General features: G+C 71.9%; 19 protein-coding genes. 7 read left to right on the top strand and 12 right to left on the bottom strand.

Features of this window, described 5'->3' with window-relative positions; all coding sequences use genetic code 11:
- A partial coding sequence (locus ACWGPF_RS09585; protein ID WP_452332606.1) for an NAD(P)H-binding protein occupies positions 1–239 on the bottom strand: 239 nt, incomplete at its 3' end.
- A gap of 109 nt (positions 240–348) precedes the next feature.
- Between ACWGPF_RS09585 and ACWGPF_RS09580 the strand changes: the two genes are divergently transcribed.
- Both ACWGPF_RS09580 and ACWGPF_RS09575 read left to right on the top strand, forming a co-directional pair.
- Positions 349–978: a TetR/AcrR family transcriptional regulator gene (locus ACWGPF_RS09580; protein WP_452332605.1), complete on the top strand. Its 630-nt coding sequence runs from the start codon at positions 349–351 to the stop codon at positions 976–978.
- A gap of 38 nt (positions 979–1,016) precedes the next feature.
- Positions 1,017–2,657: an MDR family MFS transporter gene (locus tag ACWGPF_RS09575; protein ID WP_452332604.1), complete on the top strand. Its 1,641-nt coding sequence runs from the start codon at positions 1,017–1,019 to the stop codon at positions 2,655–2,657.
- A 191-nt stretch (positions 2,658–2,848) separates the two neighbouring features.
- Here the strand turns inward: ACWGPF_RS09575 and ACWGPF_RS09570 are convergent, their stop codons facing one another.
- The 7 genes from ACWGPF_RS09570 to ACWGPF_RS09540 all read right to left on the bottom strand — a co-directional run bounded on the left by ACWGPF_RS09570 (position 2,849) and on the right by ACWGPF_RS09540 (position 12,066).
- Complete coding sequence (locus tag ACWGPF_RS09570; protein ID WP_452332603.1) at positions 2,849–3,961, bottom strand: threonine synthase; 1,113 nt, start codon at positions 3,959–3,961, stop codon at positions 2,849–2,851.
- A gap of 55 nt (positions 3,962–4,016) precedes the next feature.
- Complete coding sequence (locus tag ACWGPF_RS09565) at positions 4,017–5,441, bottom strand: hypothetical protein (protein ID WP_452332602.1); 1,425 nt, start codon at positions 5,439–5,441, stop codon at positions 4,017–4,019.
- 235 nt (positions 5,442–5,676) lie between these two features.
- The gene (locus ACWGPF_RS09560; RefSeq protein WP_452332601.1) at positions 5,677–7,764 is read right to left on the bottom strand and encodes a beta-galactosidase; all 2,088 of its coding nucleotides are present in this window, start codon (positions 7,762–7,764) and stop codon (positions 5,677–5,679) included.
- Positions 7,765–7,790: 26 nt separating this feature from the next.
- Positions 7,791–8,684 carry a carbohydrate ABC transporter permease gene (locus tag ACWGPF_RS09555; RefSeq protein WP_452332611.1) on the bottom strand — a complete coding sequence of 298 codons (894 nt, stop codon included), beginning with the start codon at positions 8,682–8,684 and terminating at the stop codon, positions 7,791–7,793.
- A gap of 5 nt (positions 8,685–8,689) precedes the next feature.
- Entirely contained in the window at positions 8,690–9,619 is a 930-nt protein-coding gene (locus ACWGPF_RS09550) for a carbohydrate ABC transporter permease (RefSeq protein ID WP_452332600.1), read from the bottom strand.
- Positions 9,620–9,624: 5 nt separating this feature from the next.
- On the bottom strand, positions 9,625–10,929 hold the full coding sequence (locus ACWGPF_RS09545) for an ABC transporter substrate-binding protein (protein ID WP_452332599.1): 1,305 nt from the start codon (positions 10,927–10,929) through the stop codon (positions 9,625–9,627).
- A 99-nt stretch (positions 10,930–11,028) separates the two neighbouring features.
- The gene (locus ACWGPF_RS09540; RefSeq protein ID WP_452332598.1) at positions 11,029–12,066 is read right to left on the bottom strand and encodes a LacI family DNA-binding transcriptional regulator; all 1,038 of its coding nucleotides are present in this window, start codon (positions 12,064–12,066) and stop codon (positions 11,029–11,031) included.
- 122 nt (positions 12,067–12,188) lie between these two features.
- Between ACWGPF_RS09540 and ACWGPF_RS09535 the strand changes: the two genes are divergently transcribed.
- Complete coding sequence (locus tag ACWGPF_RS09535; RefSeq protein WP_452332597.1) at positions 12,189–13,727, top strand: SDR family oxidoreductase; 1,539 nt, start codon at positions 12,189–12,191, stop codon at positions 13,725–13,727.
- 6 nt (positions 13,728–13,733) lie between these two features.
- Here the strand turns inward: ACWGPF_RS09535 and ACWGPF_RS09530 are convergent, their stop codons facing one another.
- The 3 genes from ACWGPF_RS09530 to ACWGPF_RS09520 are packed head-to-tail and all read right to left on the bottom strand — an operon-like array spanning position 13,734 to position 15,694.
- Complete coding sequence (locus ACWGPF_RS09530; protein ID WP_345441537.1) at positions 13,734–14,225, bottom strand: flavin reductase family protein; 492 nt, start codon at positions 14,223–14,225, stop codon at positions 13,734–13,736.
- A gap of 33 nt (positions 14,226–14,258) precedes the next feature.
- Positions 14,259–14,696, bottom strand: coding sequence for a redox-sensitive transcriptional activator SoxR (gene soxR, locus ACWGPF_RS09525; RefSeq protein WP_452332610.1), 438 nt, complete (start codon positions 14,694–14,696; stop codon positions 14,259–14,261).
- A gap of 56 nt (positions 14,697–14,752) precedes the next feature.
- Positions 14,753–15,694, bottom strand: a complete 942-nt coding sequence (locus tag ACWGPF_RS09520; protein ID WP_452332596.1) for a nucleoside hydrolase — start codon at positions 15,692–15,694, stop codon at positions 14,753–14,755.
- Positions 15,695–15,889: 195 nt separating this feature from the next.
- Here ACWGPF_RS09520 and ACWGPF_RS09515 point away from each other — a divergent pair, with 195 nt between their 5' ends.
- The 3 genes from ACWGPF_RS09515 (at position 15,890) to ACWGPF_RS09505 (ending at position 20,142) form a co-directional block, all read left to right on the top strand.
- Complete coding sequence (locus ACWGPF_RS09515; RefSeq protein WP_452332595.1) at positions 15,890–17,497, top strand: DUF222 domain-containing protein; 1,608 nt, start codon at positions 15,890–15,892, stop codon at positions 17,495–17,497.
- 87 nt (positions 17,498–17,584) lie between these two features.
- Entirely contained in the window at positions 17,585–18,889 is a 1,305-nt protein-coding gene (locus ACWGPF_RS09510) for a glycoside hydrolase family 27 protein (protein ID WP_452332594.1), read from the top strand.
- A gap of 236 nt (positions 18,890–19,125) precedes the next feature.
- Positions 19,126–20,142: a magnesium and cobalt transport protein CorA gene (locus ACWGPF_RS09505; RefSeq protein ID WP_452332609.1), complete on the top strand. Its 1,017-nt coding sequence runs from the start codon at positions 19,126–19,128 to the stop codon at positions 20,140–20,142.
- Here the strand turns inward: ACWGPF_RS09505 and ACWGPF_RS09500 are convergent.
- Positions 20,120–21,667, bottom strand: a complete 1,548-nt coding sequence (locus ACWGPF_RS09500) for an MFS transporter (RefSeq protein ID WP_452332593.1) — start codon at positions 21,665–21,667, stop codon at positions 20,120–20,122. The two genes, ACWGPF_RS09505 and ACWGPF_RS09500, sit on opposite strands and share 23 nt — an antisense overlap.
- A 174-nt stretch (positions 21,668–21,841) precedes the next feature.
- Between ACWGPF_RS09500 and ACWGPF_RS09495 the strand changes: the two genes are divergently transcribed.
- Complete coding sequence (locus ACWGPF_RS09495; RefSeq protein WP_452332592.1) at positions 21,842–22,843, top strand: MDR family oxidoreductase; 1,002 nt, start codon at positions 21,842–21,844, stop codon at positions 22,841–22,843.
- The last annotated feature ends 2 nt before the right edge of the window (positions 22,844–22,845 follow it).

Genomic DNA, 22,845 nt, shown 5'->3' with positions numbered 1-22,845 from the left:
GTCGCGCCCGCCATCGCACCGCGCGGCGAGACGGCGCTCACCACGACATCGGCGTCGGAGACCGCCTCCGCGACGACGGCCGGGTCGGCGATCGAGCCGGCACGGTACGACACTCCGGCGATCGTCTCGGCGGGGACCGAACGGCTGTAGGAGATCACCTCGTGGCCGCGGTCGACGGCGGTACGGAGGATGTGGGAGCCGGCGTAGCCGGTGCCCCCGAAGACGGCGATGCGGACCATGGTCTCTCCCTGATGTCGATGGACGATGCTCCCAGTCTGGAGCCATCCGGCCGCCACCGTGCCGATTCTCTCAGTGCACTCTTAGGTTCAGAGTGCAATATTGCACTTTATGGGCGAGAGTGCAATAGGGCTGCGGGAGCATCGGCGGCAGGAGACCCTGCGGAGCCTCTCAGAGTGCGCCCGCCGCCTGACCGCCGACCGCGGCTTCGCCGGCTTCACGATCGAGGAGCTGTGCGAGGAGGCCGGCGTCTCGCGCCGCACGTTCTTCAACTACTTCGCCGCGAAGGAGGACGCCGTCCTCGGCTTCCCCGCGCTGCGGGACGACGATGCGCTGGACGCCGTGTTCGTCGCGGGCGGAACGTCGCCCGCCGGCGCACCGTCCGCCGACCTCGTCGACGCCCTCCTCGAGCTCTTCATCGCGCGCTGGGCGCGGATGGCCCTCACCGCCTCGGAGGCGGAACGCGTGTTCGCGATCATCGAGCAGGAGCCGCGGCTGCACAGCCGCATCCTCCAGCTCGTGCGAGAGGGCGAGGACCGCACCATCGCTCTCGTCGAGCGCCGTGAGGGCCTCGCGCCCGGCGACATCCGCGCGCACACGCTCGTGCACGTCGTGGGCACGCTCAACCGCGTGGTCGCCGAGGAGTTCCTCCGCGACCACGGCGACGCCCCTCCCTCCATCGACGAGTTCGCCGATCGGCTGCGCACGCGCGCGGCCGTCGTGCGCGAGCTCTTCGGCTGATCCGCTCCATCCCCGCCCTCATCCCACCCGGAGACCCCATGACATCCACCACAGCAGGCGCGCCCTTCCTGCTCACGAAGCGGCGCATCTGGATCATCTTCAGCGCCCTCATCGCAGGCATGCTGCTCTCGAGTCTCGACCAGACGATCGTCTCCACGGCCATGCCGACCATCGTCGGCGAGCTCGGCGGGGTCGAGCACCAGGTCTGGATCACGACGGCTTACCTCCTCGCGACGACGATCGTCATGCCGATCTACGGAAAGTTCGGCGACGTGCTCGGGCGGCGCAACCTCTTCCTCGTCGCCATCGCGCTGTTCACGCTCGCGTCGGTGGGCTGCGCGTTCGCGACCGACTTCTGGGCGTTCGTCGTCTTCCGAGCCCTGCAGGGCCTCGGCGGCGGCGGCCTCATGATCCTCTCGCAGGCGATCATCGCCGACATCGTGCCCGCCAACGAGCGCGGCAAGTACATGGGCCCGCTCGGCGCCGTGTTCGGCCTGTCCGCCGTGGCCGGTCCTCTGCTCGGCGGCTACTTCGTCGACCACCTGACCTGGCAGTGGGCGTTCTACATCAACATCCCCGTCGGCATCGCGGCGTTCGTCATCGGGCTCATCGCCCTGCAGCTGCCGAGCAAGAGGGCCGAGAAGCCCATCGACATCCTGGGAGTGATCTTCCTCTCCCTCGCGACGACGTGCCTCATCTTCTTCACCGACTTCGGCGGAGACTCCGCCTACGGCTGGGATTCGCTCGCGACGTGGCTGTGGGGCGCCGGCCTCGTCGTGGCGGCGACCGCGTTCGTCCTCACGGAGGCGCGCGTGCAGGATCCGATCATCCCGCTGTCGCTGTTCCGCAACCCCATCTTCGTGAACGCCACGGCCATCGGGCTCGTGCTGGGCATCGGCATGTTCGCGGCGATCGGCTTCGTGCCCACATTCCTGCAGATGTCGTCCGGCACGTCCGCCGCGGCATCCGGCCTGCTCATGATCCCCATGATGGTCGGACTCATGGGCACGTCGATCGCCTCCGGGATCGCGATCTCGAAGACCGGCAGGTACAAGGCCTACCCGATCGCGGGGACGATCCTGACGGGACTCGCCATGGGCGCGTTCACGACGCTCACGGCCGACACCCCGGTGTGGCTCATCTGCGTCTTCCTGTTCTTCTTCGGAGCGGGCCTCGGCCTCATCATGCAGGTCGTCGTGCTCGTCGTGCAGAACGCGGTGCCGGCGGGCGAGATCGGCACGGCGACGAGCACGAACAACTACTTCCGCGAGGTGGGGGCGTCGCTCGGCACGGCCGTGTTCGGCACGCTCTTCACGACGCGCCTCTCGGAGAACCTCATGAGCGTGTTCACGGGTGCCGGCGCGACCGCGGAGGACGCCGCCGCATCGACCGCGACGATCGACCCGGCGACGCTGAACGCCCTTCCCGACGACGTGCGCGACGGCATCGTCACGGCCTATGCGGATGCGCTCGCTCCCGTGTTCTGGTACCTGATCCCGTTCGTCGCGCTCGCGCTCATCCTGTCGCTCTTCCTCAAGCAGATCCCCCTGCAGGATCAGGCGGGGCTGGTCGCCCGCGGCGAGGCGATCTCGGGCGAGGAGGCCGAGCGCCTGGAGGCCGAGCTGCGCGGCGGCCATGTCGAGCCGCTCCCGACGACGGATTCGACGCCGACGAGGTAGCCCGCCCAGCGGCTGTCCCGCGTCGGCCGTTCGTCGCCCGTCGGCTGTCGCTCGTCGGCCGTCGGCCGTCGGCCGTCGGCGAAAGCCCATCCCCCTGCCGAGCGCACACCGGATTCCATGACATCCGGTGTGCGCTCGTGCAGGGGATATCCGTTGGCGGAGAAGAAGGGGTCAGTCGACGGCGGGCGGGGTCAGGCCACGAGGGCGCGCACGGCCGCCGCTGCCTTCAAGCCGCTGCCGCTGAGCATCACGACGGTCGTCTCCGACGGCAGGATGGCACGGCGCGCGACGAGCGCGTCGAAAGCCGCGGCGGCCGTCGCGCTCGTCGGCTCCACGAAGAGGCCGTCGTCGCAGAGGCTCCGGAGGGCGGCCGCGATCGCGTCCTCCGGCACGGCGACGGCGTCGCCGCCGGTCTCCCGCACCGCGCGGAGCATCTGGGCGAGGCGCATCGGCCGGCGGATGGCCGTTCCCTCGGCGATCGTGGGCGCGACCGCCCGGTCGTGCTCGCCGCGGAGCGCGGCGTCGAGCGGCGAGCACGCGAGCGGCTGCGCGGCGAAGAGCCGCGGCATCCGCTCGATCCGCCCCGCCGCGAGGAGCTCCCGGAAGCCGAACCAGCATCCGAGGAGGCTGCTGCCCGCGCCGACGGGGACGACGAGGTTGTCCGGAGCGCGGAATCCGAGGTCCTCCCACAGCTCGTACGCGAGGGTCTTCACGCCCTCCAGGAAGAGCGCCTGCCAGTTGTGGCTCGCGTAGAACGTGTCATCCGATGCCCGGATGGCGGCGGCCTGCGACTCCTCGCGCGGTCCGTCGACGAGCACCACGGACGCTCCGTACGCTCGGACCTGGTCGATCTTGGCGGGGCTGGTCGACGACGGGGCGAAGATCGTGACGCCCATCCCACCCGCCGCGCCGTAGCCGGCGACGGACGAGCCGCCGTTGCCCGAGCTGTCCTCGAGGACGGCCTCGATCCCTCGTTCGCGGAGGTACGACAGCATGACGCTCGTGCCGCGATCCTTGAAGCTCCCCGTGGGGCTGAACCACTCCAGCTTGAAGAGCGGACGCGCGCCGCCTCGTGCGCGCTCGACGAGCGGCGTGCAGCCCTCGCCGAGGCTGATCGGCCGGGCGATGTCCACCGGCAGAGCCGCGCGATACCGCCACAGCGAGCGATCGCCCGTCTCGATGTCGTCGCGCGAGATCCCCTGCTGCGTCGAGACGAGCAGCGGACGGCCCGCGTCCGACCGCCAGCGCGGAGCGTCCAGCGGATACCGGCTGCCATCGACGGGGTCCACGTACACGGCGACCATGGTCGCCCCCTCTCATCGGCGTCGTCTGCAGACTACCGAGCGGGATGTCGTCCGCTCACCACACGACGGGGATGCTGTCGCGCGCCTGCGACGCGCTCGCTCCGTTGACTCCGCCCGCGTACGTCGCCGTGATCGTCGGGTTCGTCAGCCCCAGGTCGATGAGCGACTGCCCGAGGGTGATGGACCCCGTGCCGGAGGCGTTGAGCGAGACGGTTCCGGCACTCGCAGAACCATACGACACCGTCGCCGAGGTGTTCGGCTCGCCGACGACGTAGAGCGTGTAGCTGGTGAGGAGGAGCCCGAGCAGGCCGTTCTTCCGCAGCCCGGTGAATCCCAGCGGATCCGCGACCGCCGGCGGCTGCGTCGTCGCCGGGGGCTGCGTCGTCGCCGGAGGCTGGGTCGTCGCCGGCGGCTGGGCCGTCGCCGGAGGCTGGGTCGGCGGCGACGCGGATGTCGGGGGCTTCGTCGTCGACCCGGGGCTCGACGGCGACGTCGACGTCGGGGGCTTCGTCGTCGACCCGGGGCTCGACGGCGACGTCGAGGACGGGGGCTGCGTCGTCGATCCAGGGCTCGACGGCGACGTCGACGTCGGGGGCTGCGTCGTCGACCCGGGGCTCGACGGCGAGGTCGACGTCGGGGGCTTCGTCGTCGACCCGGGGCTCGACGGCGACGTCGACGTCGGGGGCTTCGTCGTCGATCCAGGGCTCGACGGCCACGTCGAGGACGGGGGCTTCGAGGTGGAGGGCGAGGGGTCGTCGGGGTCGGCTGTCGGATACCGCGACGGGCTGGGCTTCTTCGTCGGTGTCGCACCATCCGAGCCATCCGACCCGTCAGAGCCGCCCGGCCCGTCAGAGCCGCCCGACCCGTCAGAGCCGCCCGACCCGTCAGAGCCGCCCGACCCGTCAGAGCCGCCCGGCCCATCCGAGTCATCGGCCCCGTCCGATCCTCCGGACCCGTCCGGCCCATCCGATCCACCGGAACCGCCCGAGCCGTCCGCCCCGTCCGATCCACCGGACCCGCCCGAGCCGTCCGAGCCGTCGTCGGGCTGCCAGGGAGCAGAGGGGAACAGCGTCGGCAGGAGCCAGGCGATGGGATCGTCGAGCTCCTGCTGCGGGGGCTCGACGATCTCCACGGCGACGCCGGGGAGATCGACCTGCGGGTCGACGCCCTCGGCGCTGAAGTACGAGGTCTGCTGCGTCTCGGCGAGGGCGGGTCTCGACTCGATGAACGAGCCGCCACCCGAGCCGGGGGTCAGCGCACCCGCGACCACGGCGGCGACGGCCGCCGCCGTGCCCGCGGCGGTGAGCTGGCCCGCGTGGAAGGCCGCCGTCGCGACGGCGGTCGGACGCGCCAGGTCGACCGGCGTCGCGATCGGGAGGCCGGCGGCGGAGCGCCGCGAGCGCGCACGAGGCGGCGCCGCGCTCTGCGTCAGGATGATCGGAGTGATGGGGCAGGCGTCGCCGACACGGCGACGGGTCACCGGAACGGCAGCCGGCAGCCGGGGAGACCGGTCTCGATGCGAGGGCCCGGGGGCGGAGCGCCCGCTTCCGCTCGCATCGTCCGTCATCGCTGCTCTCCGTGCCTTCCGGTCGCGGATCCGCAGCGTCGCCGCGGCCCCCTCCGTGCCGATCGACACGGTACGCCGATATTCTCTCATCCCGGTGCGCCGACGCAAGCGCGGGGCGCCGGCTCCCCGGCCCGCGCCCCGCGCATCCTCATCGACTGGCGAGGACGCGCACGTCCCACGCACCGAGCCGCAGCTCGGATCCCGCAGGGAGGCGCTCCCCCGACAGCACGTCCTCGGCCGCCTCCGGCACGGGGTACGAGCTCGGCTCCCAGGACCAGTTGTGCACGACGTGCAGCGTCTGACCGTGGGCGTTCCGCGCGTTCTGCACCGATTGCGTGGGCCCCGCGGGACGCCATCCCGGCTCACCCGCCCCCTGCGCCACGGCCCAGTCCGCGATCGCCCGCGCCAGCGCGAGGTCGGGGACGGTGCCCACGTACGTCACGCGGCCTCGACCGTGCGCGGCCGTCGTGACGGCGGGCCAGCGGCCGTGATGCGGATGCACGTAGCTCGCGATCGCCTCCGCGCCGTCGAGCTGCAGGCCGTCGGCCCAGAGCGTCCCGTGCGCCCCCGACGGCACCGGGAAGCCCTCCGTGCCCGCCACCTCGACGGGCTGCGCGAGGTTGCTGAACTCGTCGTACCAGACCCCGGCGGCCTCGTCGAGGTGCGCGGGCTTGCGCGCGAGCCGGGCACGCGCCTGCTCGTCCTCGTAGCCCGTCCGGATCCCGACGAGGAGGTGACCGCCCGCGGCCGCGTAGTCGCGGAGCCACAGGAGGTCGTCGTCCGACGCGACCGTGAACGCGGCGGCGATGAGCACGGGGACCTCGGCCGCGAACGCGGCGGGCTCGCGCTCGCGTAGCTGCGCGGCGTGCACCGCGCGCCCCTGCAGGCCCGCTTCGAAGACGCCCCGCGCGAAGGCGTCGCGCACCGTCTGGAACGACCGCCGATCCGGCTCGCCGTCGCGCGACAGCGACGGATGCTCGGACTGCGCCCACTTGCTGTCGGTGTCGAACAGGATCGCGACGTCGGCGTCGGGGCGCAACCGCGTGACGCGATCGCCCGCGATGCGGAGCTCCTCGCCGATCCTGGCGAGCTCGCGGTAGACGCGGCCGGGCTGCTGGCTGTGCGGCAGGATGCCACCCCAGTACGTCTCGGCGCCCGCATGCAGCGTGTGCCAGTGCCAGTACTCGATCATGGTCGCCCCACGCGAGACGAGCGCCCACGCCGCCTGCCTCCACTGGCCGTCGAAGCCGGGCTCGTTGACCCACGGCATCCCGATCGCCTGCGCGTTCGTCTCCGTCACGAGGAACGGCGCCTGCTTGGTGCCGTACATGCGATCCGCGCCCGTGACGAGGGCCCACGCGCCCTGGCTCGTCCAGTACTGCTCCGGTTCGGCGTCGTTCGGGAGGGCGAGGGCGTCCTGCATCCGGAAGTAGGGGTTGCCCGCCGTGATGTCGAGGGCGCGCGTGAGCCGCTCCTCGTCGGCCGTGACACGGTCGTAGGCGATGCAGGTCGTGACGAACTGGTCGTCGCGCGCGTACTCGCGGACGATGTCGGCCTGCCAGGCGATGAAGGTCGTCGTCAGCTGGCCCTGGAACCTCCGCCAGGCGAGCGAGTACTGCGGCTGCGCGTTGCCGTCGGGTCGCCAGAGGTCGGCCCAGTCGCTCAGGCGGTGCGACCAGTAGGTCAGCCCCCATGCGTCGTTCAGCGCCGCGACCGTGCCGTATTCGCGGCGCAGGGCGTCGACGAAGCGCTGGAACACCTGGTCGTTCGAGAAGGACACCATGCCCGGCTCGTTGTCGACCTGGTACCCGATGACAGCGGGATGGTCCGCGTAACGCGCGATGATCCGGCGGATGACGCGCTCGGCGTGGAAGAGGAACGCGGGGTGCGCGTAGTCGATCTCCTGCCGTGCCCCCCATCCCATCCGGTGCCCTGTGCGGGTCTCCGCGTTGATCTCGGGGAGCTGGCGGGCGAGCCAGAGCGGTGCGGCGTACGTCGGGGTGCCGAGGACGACGCCGATCCCGTTCGCGTGGGCGGCGTCGAGGACGGGCGCGAGCCACTCGAGGTCGTACACGCCGTCCTCCGGCTCCCACGTCGACCAGACCGACTCTCCGACGCGGATGACGGTGAAGCCCGCGTCCTTCATGAGGCGCATGTCCTCGTCGAGCCGCGGGCTCGGCTGGTACTCGTGGTAGTAGGCGGCGCCGAAGAGGACGGACTCGTCGAGATGCGGCATGGTGTTCCTTTCGCAGGGCGGACGCGTCATCCCTTGACCGCCCCGGCCGTCAGGCCTTCGAGCAGCTGCTTGCGGAGCAGGATGAACACGAGGATGGTCGGGATCGAGGCGAGCACAGCGCCCGCGAGCACGAGGTCGTACGAGCGGTTCTCGGAGGCGAACAGGATGTTGAGCCCGAGCGGCACGGTGTACTGCTCGGCGTCGGAGACGAGGACCAGGGGCCACATGAAGCTGTTGTAGCTCTGCAGGAAGCTCCACACTCCGAGTGCGCCAAGCGAGGGCCGCAGCAGCGGCAGGACGACGCGCCAGAAGGTGCCGAACTCCGAGTTCCCGTCGATGCGGGCGGCCTCGATGATGTCGTCAGGGACGGACTGGACGATGAACTGCTGCATCATGAAGATGCCGAAGGCGGGAGCGACCCACGGCACGATGAGCGAGAACCACGGGTTCGCGAGACCGCTCTTCACGACGAGGATGAACAGCGGCACGAGGATCACCGCGAACGGGATCGACAGCGAGCTGAACATCACGGCGAACAGCACGCGCCGCCCGCGGAAGCGGAACTTGGCGAAGCCGTACCCGGCGAGCGCGCACACGAACACCGACACGACGGTCGCGATCGATGCCGTCCCGACGCTCATCCCGAACCAGGCGAGGAACGGCTGGGTGGAGAGGAGCGCCGCATAGTTCTCGACCGTCAGCGGGTCGGGGATGAGCGACGGCGGCGTCTGGAAGATGTCGCCGCGCTCCTTGAACGAGCCGCTGACGGCCCAGAGGAGCGGGGCGACGAAGACGACGAGCAGGGCGACGAGGGTCGCGTACAGCAGACCGCGCCGCAGGACGGCCGGTGCACGCGAGGCTTTCCGGCGCGGGGCCCGGACGGTGTCGCGCGGTGTGTCGACGGACGGCGGCTGGGCCATGGCGGTCACGATTCCCTCCCGATGCCGAGGAGGCGGTTGAGCCCCTGGCTGACGGCGAACACGATGGCGAACAGCACGACGCCTGCCGCTGCGGCGTAGCCGAACTGCTGCCGCTCGAAGGCGGCGCGGTAGATGAACATGGCCACGCTGAGCGTCGCCTCTCCCGGCCCGCCCTTCGTGAGCAGATAGGGCTCGTCGAAGAGCTGCGCGGCGCTGATGAACGACGTCACGACGACGAACGCGGTCACCGGGCGGATGGACGGCACCGTCACGGTGAAGAAGGAGCGCACGGAGCCCGCCCCGTCGAGCGCCGCCGCCTCGTAGAGCTCTCGGGGCACGTTCTGCAGCGCCGCGAGGAAGAAGATCGTCAGGTAGCCCACGGTGCGCCACAGCAGCACGAACCCGATGGCGCCCTTGGCGATGGCGGGGTCGCCCAGCCAGTCGATGCTCGGCACCCCGAAGAGCGCGTGGAGAAGGGCGTTCAGGAGCCCGTAGTCGCGGTCGAACACGAGGCTGTAGATGAGCGCGATGACGATCGGAGACAGCACCATCGGCACGAAGTACGCCACGCGGAACGCGTCGCGGAAGCGCAGTCCGCGCGCGTTCAGCGCCTGCGCGACGAGGAGCGAGACGGGCACGACGACGAGCACCGCCACGGCCGTGTAGACGGCGGAGTTCAGCAGCGCCGAGCCGAAGCTCGTGTCGCGGGCGAGATCGAGGTAGTTGCGCAACCCGATCCACTCCGGTTCGCCGAGGCCGACCCACTCGGTCAGGCTGAGGACGACCGCGGCGAGGACGGGCACGATCATGAAGAGCCCGTACAGCACGTAGAACGGCGCGATGAAGAGGTAGGGCGCCGCCCCGGCACGGATCCGTCCGCCGCGGGCCCTCCTGTGCGCGAGGTGCGGCAGAACCTGCGCCTCGGTGTGCGTCATGGCGCTCATCCCCTCGCCTGCCCTCGGTAGTCGGCCGTCGCGGTCGCGAGCGCCTCCGCCGGGCTCACGTCGCCCCGATAGGCGCGCAGCAGCTGTCCTGAGAGGACGGTCGTCATGATGGCGCTGTTCTCGCTCTGGTGGTACTCCGGCACGTCGTCGACGATGTCGCGGTAGATGTCGAAGAGCCTCTGGCCGCCGAAGTAGTCGTCTTCGACGGCGGCGAGCTCCGCCGATTCGAAGACGGAGCGGCGCGTGGGCAGGTATCCGAGCGCCTTGTAGCGGGCGATCTGCTGCGACGGCTCGAGGTACGCCGTCGTGACGAGGTGGACGCCCGCGTCGGTCGCGGCCTTGCCGCGCAGCGCGCCGAAGCCCGTGCCGCCGCCGACGCCCGTGCGTCCTCCGCCTCCCTCGAACCGGGGCAGCGGCGCGACCCGCCACATCCCCTCCTGCTCGGGCACGTTCGGTTTGATGCCGTAGCTGGCGTACCACGACGGCATGTTGACGCCGAGGATCTTCCCCGACTTCAGGCCGCTCTGCATGCTGGGCCCGTACATGTCGGCGACCGTCGCGAGCGCCCCCGACTGGACGCCCTGGGCGACGAACGCGAGCGCGTCCTCGGCCTCCGGCGTCTCGAGAGAGGGCTGCCCGTCGGCGTCGAAGAGGTCGCCGCCGCGCTGGAGCAGATGGATGTGCCAGCTCTGCACGGTGCCGCCGGGGTCGCTCGTGGCCACGGCGCCGAGGGCGAGCCCTTCGCGATCGGCGAGCGCGGCGCCGGTCCGCCCGAACTCCTCCCACGTGCCGAGCTCCGCGGGGATGCCGAGGCGTGCGAGCTCGTCCTGACGGTGGTAGTAGACCGTGAGCGGGGTGTCGGAGTCGAGCGCGTAGAGCGCGCCGTCCTTCTGGAACGGCGTGAGCCGCGCCGTGACGAGGTCGTCGGCGACGGGTGCGACGGCGTCCGTCAGATCGACGAGCAGCTCGGGGGCGATGTCGCCCCGAAGCATGCGGGAGAACGCCCCGATCTCCAGGCCGACGACATCCGGCGTGCCCGTTCCCGCCACCGCCTGGGCGATGAGCTTCGTCACGATGTCGGCCGCGCCCGCCTTCGTGACGTCGAGCCGGTATCGGAACGGGGAGTCGGCTTCGGCCAGCACCACGGCATCCGAGAAGAACGCGACGTAGCCGTCGTCATGGGTCCAGAAGGACACGTCGACGTCGCCGGACGCGAGCGGCGGGCGCGAGGACGGGGCGCAGCCGGCGAGCGCCGTGGCGAGCGCCGCGCTGCCGCCCGCCGCCGCGAGAAGGCGGAGCACCGCGCGACGCGAGTGGCTCGGCGGGGATGAAGAGGGGATCACGAATTCTCCTGACTACGTTGTCATACCGGGCGAGGGCGCCCATCCTCCGACCAGGGGTCAGTCGGCGGCGGGCGATGCGGTGCTCGAGGCTCGGATCACGAGCTGAGCGGGGAGCGTGCGGTGCAGGTCGTCGTGCACGTGGCCGTCGAGCGCGCGCAGCAGACGGTGCATCCCGACGCGCGATGTCTCGGCGAAATCCTGGCGGACGGTGGTGAGCGGGACGGCGAGGTAGGCGGCGACGTCGATGTCGTCGAACCCGACGACGGCGACATCCTCCGGCACGCGCAGGCCCGCGCGCTGGATGGCCGACATCGCGCCGATCGCCATCTGGTCGTTGGCGACGAAGACGGCGGTGCAGCCCCCCCGGTCGAGCAGCGCCGACATCGCCGAGAACCCGCCGGCCGGGGTCCAGTCGCCCGCGACGGGCTCGGGCGGAGCGACCCCGCCGTCGACGAGTGCGCGCCGCCACCCGGCCGTCCGGCTGCGGCTCGAGAGCCAGTCGGGGGGCCCGGCGATGTGATCGACGACGGCGTGCCCCTGCGCGAGCAGATGATCGGTGGCGTCTCGCGCGCATCCGCTCTCGTCCGCGCCGACGACGAGCTCCCGGGGATGACTCGTCGCATTCCCCATGCCGAACGTGAGGACCTCGACGCCCTCAGGGATGTCGATGGGCGCACCGCCCACGTCGACGGGCTCCGAGATGACGACGGCTTCGACACCCTGCCCTGCGAGCGCGTCGACGGCGGCCTGGATCTCGTCGCGGCCGCCGGGCTCCGTGCGGATCACCGAGAGGGTGTACCCCGCCCGCCGCGCCGCGGCCTCGACGCCGGCGAGCACCGACGTCGGCCCGTGCAGCGTGGTCCCTCCCATCGCGACGACGCCGATGCGATGCGAACGCCGTGTCACGAGCGCGCGCGCCGCCGCGTTGGGCCGGAAGCCGAGCCGATCGATCACGGCGAGCACGCGCTCGCGCACGTCGACCGCGACGTACGGCTCGTCGTTGACGACCCGCGAGACGGTCTTCTGCGACACCCCGGCCTCGCGCGCGACGTCGACCATGGAGACGCGGCGTGCGCGTGCGGTCTTCTCGACCATCCGACCTCCTCGTCGTCGCGGGACGTCACGAGCGTACAGAGGCATGACTACGTAGTCAATGCACGTCGGCGATATCGCGTCAACCCCTCTCCCCTGCTCGGCAGCACGCCTAGCCTGGCGCCATGACCGACCTCACGGCACCCACGGGCCGAGAGCCCGCCCTGCGCGCGCTCCCCCGCGCCGACGGGACGGCGCCCCGCGCGCTCGTCCTCGGCGCGACGGGCTACATCGGCGGGCGGCTCACACCCCGGCTCCTCGCCGCGGGGTACCGCGTGCGGGTGCTCGCGCGCGATGCCGCTCGCGCCAGGGCGTTCCCCTGGGGGCGCGAGGTCGAGATCGTCGAGGGCTCTGCCGATGACCCCGAGGCCGTCGCCGCGGCGTGCGACGACGTTGACGTCGTGTTCTACCTCATCCACTCGATGGGAGCCGGTCGCGGATTCGAGGAGGCGGACGAGCGCGCCGCGCGCACGGTCGCCGATGCGGCCAGGGCGGCAGGCGTCCGGCGCATCGTCTACCTCGGCGGACTCCACCCCGAGGGTGCCGACCTCTCGCCGCATCTCCGCTCGCGCGTGCAGGTCGGCGAGATCCTGCTGGCGTCCGGCGTGCCGGCACTCGTCCTGCAGGCGGGGGTCGTCATCGGGTCGGGCTCGGCGTCGTTCGAGATGATCCGGCACCTCACAGAGGTCCTGCCGTACATGCCGGCGCCGAGGTGGGTGCGCAACCGCATCCAGCCGATCGCGGTGCGCGATGTGCTGCACTACCTGCTCGGCGCCGCGCGCGTCGCCGACGACGTCAGTCGCGCCGTCGACATCGGCGGACCGGACGTGCTGAGGTACGGGCAGATGATGAACGGCTACGCGCTCGAGGCGGGGCTCCGCCAGCGCGCGATCGCCGCGCTGCCCGTCCTCACCCCGGGGCTCGCGTCGCACTGGGTGAACCTCGTCACGCCCGTGCCGAGGTCCATCGCGCGGCCCCTCATCGCGTCGCTTCAGAACGAGTGCATCGTGAAGGACGACGCGATCGACGCCCTCATCCCGCCACCCGCCGACGGCCTCACGCCGTATCGCACGGCCGTCCGGCTCGCGCTGGGCCGTGTCGAGGCCGACCTCGTCGAGACGAGCTGGCAGGACGCGGAGGTGTCGGGAGCGCCGAGCGATCCGCTTCCGAGCGATCCCGACTGGGCCGGTCGGACCGTGTTCGTCGACGAGCGCTCCCGCCCGACCCGTGCGGCCCCCGAGGACCTCTGGAGCGTCGTCCTCGGCGTCGGCGGGGAGAACGGCTGGTACTCGTCGCCCGTCCTGTGGGCCATCCGGGGCTGGATGGACCGGCTCGTCGGCGGCGTGGGGCTCCGCCGCGGGCGGCGCTCGCGCACGGCGGCGCAGGTCGGCGACGCGATCGACTTCTGGCGCGTGGAGGCGGTCGAAAAGGGCCGGCTGCTGCGACTGCGGGCCGAGATGAAGGTGCCGGGCTCGGCATGGCTCGAACTGCGCGTCTCCCCCGACGGCGCGGGCGCGCGGTACGCCCAGCGCGCGGTGTTCTTCCCCCGCGGGCTCGCCGGCCGCCTCTACTGGCTGGCCGTCCTCCCCTTCCACGGGTTCATCTTCGCCGGGATGGCCGTCCGCATCACCGAGGCGGCGGAGGCGATCGCCGACGAGCGCTGACGTCGCTCAGTCCCCTGCGCGGCGGATGACGTGGAAGGCGCGGTCCTGGTAGACCACGGGAGCGCCATCCTGCCCCTCGATGACGTCGAGCACCTCGGCGAGCACGAGCGACGACGCCCCCACCGGCGTGATCTGCAGTGCGCGCGAGCGCAGTGCGACGCGCGCCGTGGGGAGGTGGGGCTCCCCCGTCGGAAGAGTGCGCCATCCCTGGGCCGGCGTGAAGCGCTCGCTGCCCGAGACGGCGAACGTCTGCGCCGTCTCGACGTCGTGCTCCGTGAGGAGGTGCACGACGAAGGTGTCGGCGCGCAGGATCCCCCCGGCGCTGCCGCTCGACCGCGTCACGGAGAACGCGAGCGCGAGCGGGTCGAGCCCGACGGAGGCGACGCTCGACGCCGTGATCCCGACGGGCCCATCGGGAGACGCCGCCGTGATGAGCGCGATCCCGGCCGGATGGTGGCGGAAGGCGGTCTTGAAGGCGTCGACGTGGGAGGTCTGCATGATCCGACGCTAGAACCTCAACCGCGGTCGAGGTCAAATCGGGCCGTCATCTTCGATCCCGAGGCGCCGGGCCCCGACCCCGCCGAGCGCATCGTCGGGATTGAGCAGCCGGCACGCAGTCATCGAGAGGCAGCCGCATCCGATGCAGCCCGTGAGCGCGTGCTCGAGGCGCTCGATCGCCTGCCGTCGGCGTTCCAGCACGCGCTTCCACTCCCCCGACGCGCGTTGCCAGTCGGCCTGAGTCGGAGTGCGGTCGAGCGGCACGTCGCGCAGCGCCGCCCCGACGTCAGCCAGTGGGATGCCCAGCCGCTTCGCGACCGAGATGAGCGTGACCCGCCGGATCATGTGGCGTCGGTAACGGCGCTGGTTGCCCGCCGTCCGCGACGACGCGATGAGCCCGAGCCGCTCGTAGTAGTGCAGTGCCGACACGGCGACGCCCGTGCGCCTGCTCACCTCGCCCACCGTGAGCAGCTACTCGGGGGCGCGCTCGCCATCCATCTGCCCAGCGTAGGCGGGCTCGGAGCGCCTCAGGCGGCCGCGCGCGCCAGCTTGGCGTAGAGGTCCTCCAGGAGCAGGCGGACGTCGAGGCGCCGGTACACGCGGATGGGTGCGCGCTCGGGGCGCGACGCGTACCCGCCGTCGTCACGGATGGCCGGGCGCGGGACGAGCACGTAGTCGGACGACGAGGGGTCGGCCTGGAAGGACGACCGGAGCGACGTGAGAAGGACGAGCGGGCTGTCGCCCAGCGCGTAGGTCTCGCCGAGCGGCAACCCGTGCCGGGCCGCCATCTCGGCCACCCGGGCGATCGCGTCGGCGAGGCGCGCGCCGAGGGCGCCGTGCGGCCGGATGCGCAGGTCGATCTCGTCGGCGGAGACGAGCACCTGCCGGTAGGCGTCTCGCGGCACCTGCCAGATCGGCACCGCGCTGTCGAACACGACCTGCGCGGCGGCGACGTCGATCGCGAGGTTGTACTCGACGGGTGAGGCGTCGGGAGGCGGCACGGCGAGGCCCTCGTGCTCAGCGCCTCCGATCCAGACGAGCGTCATGCGCTCGGCGATGCGCGGCTCGAGGAGCAGGGCGCTGGCGAGTTCGGTGAGCCCGGCGCCCGCGCAGAAGACGAGCGGCAGGTCGGTGTCGTCGCGCATCGCCTCGGCGATGATGGCGCGCGCGGCGGCGGTGTCGTGCGGGGTGCCGCGGTCGGGGATGGCGGTGTCGGCGCCGGCGAGCACGGGGATGTCGTCGCGCCCCATCGACGAGAGGAGGTCGCTCGCGATCGCGGCGGCGTTGTCGGCCTGCGTCTCGCTGGGATCGAACGGGTCGCCGGGCGACAGGTGCGAGCCGATGACGAGGCGGATGTCGACGGCCGGCGACAGGGCGTGATGCGCCATCTGCACGAGATCGTCGGGGTCGCCGGAGAAGTCGTTGTCGACGATGATCCGCTGGCGGGGCACGGCGGGGAAGGCGGTCACGGGGCTCCCTTGCTCTCGGATGTTCCGACGTCGAGCGTACGGACACACACTCCTATTTGCAACCGGTTGACCGGATCTCTGTGGATAGATGATCGAGCAATGTCGGAGGTCCATGCATGATCGAGCCTCCAGGAAATACCAGATAGATCGCAGAAAAGCGTTGTTCTGTTCGCATATATGTTCTATTCTGGGAGCATGGCGACGCAGCTTTCCTCGAACATCCCGACCCTGGCGGTCGGGAGGGCGATGGCCTCCCTGGACGGGATGCGCGACGCGGTGGCCGGCCTGTCCGATGGCGACCTCGTCGCGCTCGCAGCACGGGTCGAGCATCTCGGGCGCATCGTCGACGCACTCCGGGTGCGGGTGGCGGGCGAGGTGTCGGAGCGGTCTCGGGGCGCCGACGGCGTCGCCGGTCGGCACGGCTGCCGCACCGCGTCGGAGCTGCTCGAGCGGGTCACGGGGGCATCCGGACGGGAGGTGCGGGCACGGATCAGGGTGGACGACCGCACCCGTGAGCGAACCGCCCTCACCGGCGAGGCCCTCCCGCCCGTGCGGGAGCACGTCGCGGCGGGGATCGGGGCGGGCCTGCTCGGCCAGGACGCGGCCCGTGGGATCCTGAAGGCGGTCGACACGGCCCGACAGAGCGCCGCTGACCCCGCCCTGGTCGACCTCATGGAACGCCACCTCGTCGGCATCGCCACCGGCACCATCGACCCCGACACCGACCCCGACACCGCCGACGACGCCGGGGATGACGGTCTCGTCGAGACCGGGGAGGCCCGGCCGGTCGGCGCAGGGCTGGTGCCGCTCTCGGTGGCCGAGGTGCACGCGCAGGCATGGATCGACCTGCTGACCGCCGAGGGCGTCGAACCCGACCACGAACGCGCCTTCCGCAACCGGTCGCTCACCGTCACCGAGACACCCTCGGGGGCATTCCGCGTGAACGGGACCCTCGTGCCCGAGGCCGGCGCCCTCCTCCAGACCCTCCTCTCCGCCCACACCAATCCCGCCCGCGGCCCGCGTTTCACCCCCGCCGACGACGGCGACGATGACGGCGTCGCCGCTCCCGCCGACAGCCGGTCAGCGACCCAGAAGCGACACGACGCGCTCATGGCCATGCTCGAAGCCGCGTCCCGCGCCGCCGAGACCCCCGACATCGGCGGGGCCGCACCGACCGTCATGATCCACGTCACCCTCGACGACCTCGCCCGCGCATCCGACGGCGAGAGCGATGTCGACCCCGTCGCGGACGCACCCGCCCGCCCCGTCGCGGACACCCCGACCCGCCCCGTCGCGGACACCCCGACCCGCCCCGATCCGGACACCCCGGCCCGGCCCGTCGCGCGCATCGACGGCGTCGCCGCTCCCGTCCCAGTCTCCGTCGCACGCCGCCTCGCCTGCACGGGCCGCGTCGACCGTGTCACGCTCACCGCCGACGGCCGCATCCTGTCGCTGGAGAGCGTGCAGCGCTGCTTCACTCCCCGCCAGCGTCGCGCGATCACCGCCCGAGACGGCGGCTGCATCATCCCCGGCTGCACCATCCCCACCGCCTGGTGCGAGATCCACCACGTCCACGACCATGCTCGCGGCGGGCCCACCCGCACCGACAACGGCGTCCTCCTCTGCTGGTGGCACCACCATCACCTCGACACCTCCGGCTGGGTCGTCCGCATGGACGACGGCATCCCCCGGCTCATCCCGCCGCGTTGGATCGATCGCGACTGCCGGCCGCGGCCCGCGCAGGGATCCCCGACGCGCCTCCGTACCCGCCTCCACCGCGCCATCCGACGACAGCGGACGTGAGCACACTCGATTCCCACGTTGTAATCCGCTAGCCTCGGGGTCGCGCCCCGCGCCCGACGACGTCCGCGAACCCGATGAAGGGACCCCATGTCGAACCCTCGCCGCACCCCGCCGATGGGCTGGAACAGCTGGGACTGCTACGGCACGACCGTGACCGAGGCGGAGGTGATCGCGAACGCCGAGTTCATCGCCGAGCACCTGCTGCCGTACGGATGGGACACCGTCGTCGTCGACATCGACTGGTCGGATCCGACGGCCCGCTCGCACGGCTACAACGCCGACGCCCCGCTCGCGATCGACGCCCACGGCCGTCTCGTGCCCGATGAGGGCCGCTTCCCGAGCGCGGCGGGCGGGGCCGGCTTCCGCCCGCTGGCCGACCGCATCCACGCGCTCGGCCTGCGGTTCGGCATCCACACCATGCGGGGCATCCCCCGTCGCGCCGTCGCGGACGACCTGCCCATCCTCGGCTCCCACGCACGGGCGTCCGACGTGGCCGACGCCGCGAACGCGTGCGAGTGGAACCCCGACATGGTCGGGCTCGACCATCGCCATCCGGCAGCGCAGGCGTACTACGACTCCACGCTCGAGCTCTACGCCGCCTGGGGCGTCGACTTCCTCAAGGCCGACGACATGCTGTGGCCCTATCAGGCCGCCGACATCGAGGCCTACGCGCGCGCGATCGCCCGCACCGGCCGCCCCATCGAGCTCAGCCTCTCCCCCGGCCGCGACCTCTCGCTCACGCGTCTCGACCACCTGCGGGAGCACGCGACGATGTGGCGCATCTGCGACGACCTGTGGGACGACTGGGCCGACGTCGAGGCCAACTTCGCCCGCTTCGCGCGCTGGGCGCCCCACGCGTCCGCCGATGGATGGCCCGACGGCGACATGCTCCCCCTCGGCCGCATCGGCATCCGCGCGGAGCGCGGCGAGCCGCGCCACGACCGGCTCACCCCTGCCGAGCGCATCTCGCTCCTCACGCTCTGGCTGGTCGCGCGCTCTCCGCTCATGATCGGCGGCGACCTGCCGACGAGCGACCCCGCCACCGTCGCGCTCTTCCAGAACTCCGACGCCCTCGCCCTGCTGCGCGCGACGGGGAGCAGGGAGGTGTTCCGTGAAGGAGGCCTCGTGCTGTGGACCGCAGACGGCGAGCACGGCGAGCGCTACATCGCGGCGTTCAACCTCGACGACACGGCGCGGTCGGTGCTTCTCGATACGCAGAACGTCGGGCTCCCCGCGCGTCTCGACGGCGCGCTGCGCGAGCTCTGGACGGCGACCGACGTCGCACACCATCCGTCGGCGCCGCCCGCCGACCGCGGCGTCGCTGCCGGCAGCACGGCCATCCCGCTCGACCTCGCTCCGCACGGGACGGCGCTGCTGCGCTACACCGTTTGACTCTCCTCCAGGAACGGGCGTAGGGTCGCGTGGGCTCTGCGCCCGTTCCCCGATCCGAAGGCAGGTGATGCGCGATGTCCAGTGATAGTCGCCGCGCCGCCGACATGCCTTCGTCGATCAGCATCTCCCGCTGACGTCCGAGCCTCTCGGCGGCGCCGCCGCGCGCCGCATGCGCGCGGCTTCCGTGCGCGCGGCCCGTCCGCGCGCGCCCGAACGAGCGGATGAGGTGAACGATGATGGCTTTGATCGACAACGCGGTGTACGTGGACGGACGCAGGACGCCCGACCCCGCCGACCTGCGCACGGCCCAGGAGGCGGCGCGCGAGCGCGAAGGGATGGCCTGGCTCGGCCTCTACCGCCCGAGCGCCGATGAGATCCGCGCGCTCGCCGCGGAGTTCGCGCTCCATCCGCTCGCCGTGGAGGACGCCCTCAAGGGCCACCAGCGCGCGAAGCTCGAGCGCTACGGCGACACGCTGTTCGTCGTGCTGCGGCCCGCGCGCTACCGCGACGACGAGGAGCGGGTCGAGTTCGGCGAGCTGCACGTCTTCGTCGGCCCCGACTTCGTCGCGACCATCCGCCACGCCGAGGCCCCCGACCTCGGCCGCGTGCGGCGGCGGCTCGAGCAGGCTCCGCACCTGCTCGCCCGGGGCCCCGAGGCCGTGCTCTACGCCATCCTCGACGAGGTCGTCGATCAGTACGCTCCCGTCGTCGCCGGGCTCGAGCAGGACATCGACGAGATCGAGGACCAGCTCTTCGACGGGGCGGCGTCGGTGTCCCGCCGCATCTACGACCTCGCACGCGAGGTCATCGGATTCCAGCGGGCGACGCAGCCGCTCGTCACGATGCTGCAGGCGCTCCTGCGCGGATCGGAGAAGTACCGCGTCGACGAGGAGCTGCAGCGCTCGCTCCGCGATGTGCTCGACCACGCGCTGCGCGTCGCCGACCGCACGGGCGCCTTCCGCGCCATTCTCGAGAACGCCCTCACGGTCGACGCGACGCTCGCCGCGCAGCGCCAGAACGACGAGATGCGCCGCATGACCGAGGCGGGCCTCGCCCAGAACGAGGAGGTGAAGAGGATCTCGGCCTGGGCCGCCATCCTCTTCGCCCCCACGCTCGTCGGAACCGTCTACGGCATGAACTTCGAGCAGATGCCCGAGCTGTCATGGGCATACGGATACCCGCTGGCGCTCGCGCTCATGGTCGGGCTCGGGTTCGGCCTCTGGGGTCTGTTCAGGCGCCGGCGCTGGCTGTAGCGCGCTCGCGCTCGCGCTCGCCGTGCAGGATGTCGAGCGGCATCGTGCTCGTGTCGATGAGCGGGTTGGCATCCTGCTCCGCCACGAGCGCGGTGGCCTCGGCCCTCGTCTCCACGGTCGGCACCGATCCGATGAGGGGACGCCGGGCCGACTCCGGCATCGTCAGCACGGCCGCGCCCGCGACGACGGCGAAGAACATGATGTAGAAGGCCGGCATGAAGGTGTTGCCGGTGAGCTGGATGAGCCACTCGCTGAACAGCGGCGTCGTCCCGCCGAAGAGCGACACCGACAGGTTGTAGGCGATCGCCATGGCGCCGAAGCGCGATGCCGTCGGGAACATCGCAGGAAGCGCCGCGGCCGACGGCCCGACCCACAGGGCCACCGGTACGGCGACCATCGCGAGCGCGATGAGGATGGCCCACTCCTCGCCGATCTGCATGACGGCGAACGCGGGCACCATGAGCACGAGGGTCGCCGCGACGGCGGCGAGATAGACGGGCTTGCGGCCGACGCGGTCGGACAGGCGGCCGACGAGCGGAAGGCACGCAGCCATGACGATCAGCACGGGCACGGTCGCCATGGCGGCCATGAGGTTGGAGACGCCCACGTCCTTCTCGAGGTAGGTGGGCATGTAGCTCGTGAGCGCGTAACCCGCCGTGTTCGTCGCCGCGACGATCGCCATGGCCACGAGGATCTGACGCCAGAAGTGGCGGAAGATGCCGACGATGCCATGACGGGCCATCGGGTCCTCGCCGTCGGCCTCCGTCTCGCCGGACGACTCGGCCACCTCGTACGCGGGCGTCTCGGGGATGCGCAGACGGAACCAGATGGCCACGACGCCCAGCGGGAGGGCGACGAGGAAGGGGATGCGCCATCCGTACTCGATCATGGCGCCGGGACCCGAGACCGACTCGACGACGAGCGTCGTCAGGGCGACGGTCGAGGCTCCGGCGGCGAAGCCGATGTACGAGCCGGTGTCGAGCCAGGACGACCAGAACCCACGACGGCGGTCGGGCGAGAACTCCGCCACGTATGTCGACGCTCCGGCGTACTCGCCGCCCGTGGAGAACCCCTGGATCATCTTCAGCAGGTAGAGCGGGATGATCGCCCACAGGCCGATCTGCGCCGCCGTCGGCAGCACGCCGATGAGCGCCGTCGAGACGGCCATCATCGTCATCGTGAGGAACAGCACCTTCTGGCGCCCGATGCGGTCGCCGATGGGGCCGAGCACGGCACCGCCGAGGGGGCGGACGAGGAACGAGACCGCGAACCCGAACAGCGTCACGAGCAGCCCGGCCTCCGCCGGCAGACCCTGCGTGAAGACCGCCGTCATCGTGACGGCGAGGTAGCCGTAGATTCCGAAGTCGAACCACTCCATGAAGTTGCCGACGACGGTTCCGGAGATCGCGGTGCGGATGCGCGACCGCTTCACGACGAGCACGTCCTCGACCTGGAGACGGCGTGGCCGCAGGCGCGGCCTGCGGGCGGCGGACGGCGGGACAGAAGAGGAGGGATTCACGTTCATCACTCGTTTCGTATGGTTCTCGTGCGTGTCGACGGATGCCCCGAAGGGCACCAAATGGCCGACCATAGCGGGAATCCGCGCCGGCCGGAAACGCACGCGCCCGTTTTGACAAGGTCGTCGGCGTGCGCAACGCGCGGGCGCGCACGCGCGCTGGGAGAGAGGTACCGTGAGGGGATGACGCACCGTGCTCTTGTCGTCCGCGCCGATCCGTCCGGGACGAGGGAGCGCCCGCACGCGGCCGCGCTCGAGGACGTGGCCGACGAGGCGGCGGGAGACGCCGATCTCGTCGTCGACGTCGAATTCTCGAGCGTCAACTACAAGGACGCTCTCGCGCTCGCGGGGCGCCCGGGGATCATCTCCTCCCCTCCTCTCGCGGCGGGGATCGACGCCGTGGGGACCGTGGCGGCGGCCGCCGGACGGTTCAGCGTGGGCGATGCCGTCGTGGTCAACGGGGCAGGCATCGGGGAGCGGACACCGGGAGGGCTCTCCGAGCGCGTCCGCGTCGATCCGGCTTCGGTCGTCGGGTTGCCCGAGGGGATCACCCCGTGGCGGGCCGCCGCGATCGGCACGGCGGGATTCACCGCCATGCTCTCGGTGCTCGCGCTGGAGCGTCATGGCGTCGCACCCGACTCCGGCCCTGTGCTCGTGACCGGGGCGGCGGGAGGCGTGGGGACGATCGCGGTCGCGCTGCTCGCCCGGCTCGGCTACGACGTCACCGCCTCCACGGGGCGCGTCGACGAGCAGGGCGGGCGGCTCCGCGCGCTCGGGGCGCGGACGGTCGTCGACCGGGCCGACCTCGGGGGCGAGGGCAAGCCGCTGCAGAAGGCCGCCTGGGCGGGCGCCATCGACTCGGTCGGCAGCCGTACGCTCGCGAACGTCCTCGCGCGCACCGCGTGGGGCGGCACCGTCACGGCGTGCGGCCTCGCACAGGGCGCCGACCTCCCGACGACCGTGCTGCCGTTCATCCTCCGCGGAGTGACGCTCGCCGGCATCAACTCCGTCGACGCGCCGCTCGTGCTGCGCGAGGAGGCGTGGGCGCGACTCGCCGCCGACCTCGACCCCGCCGTCCTCGACGACTCGACCGCGACCATCCCCCTCGCGGGCGCGCTGTCCGCCGCCGAGGAGGTGCTGGCGGGCCGGGTCGCGGGGCGGATCGTCGTCGACGTGCGGGCGTAGGA

It is taken from the genome of Microbacterium sp. NPDC055683, assembly GCF_053617895.1.
This window is presented reverse-complemented; position numbering and strand designations above follow the sequence as displayed.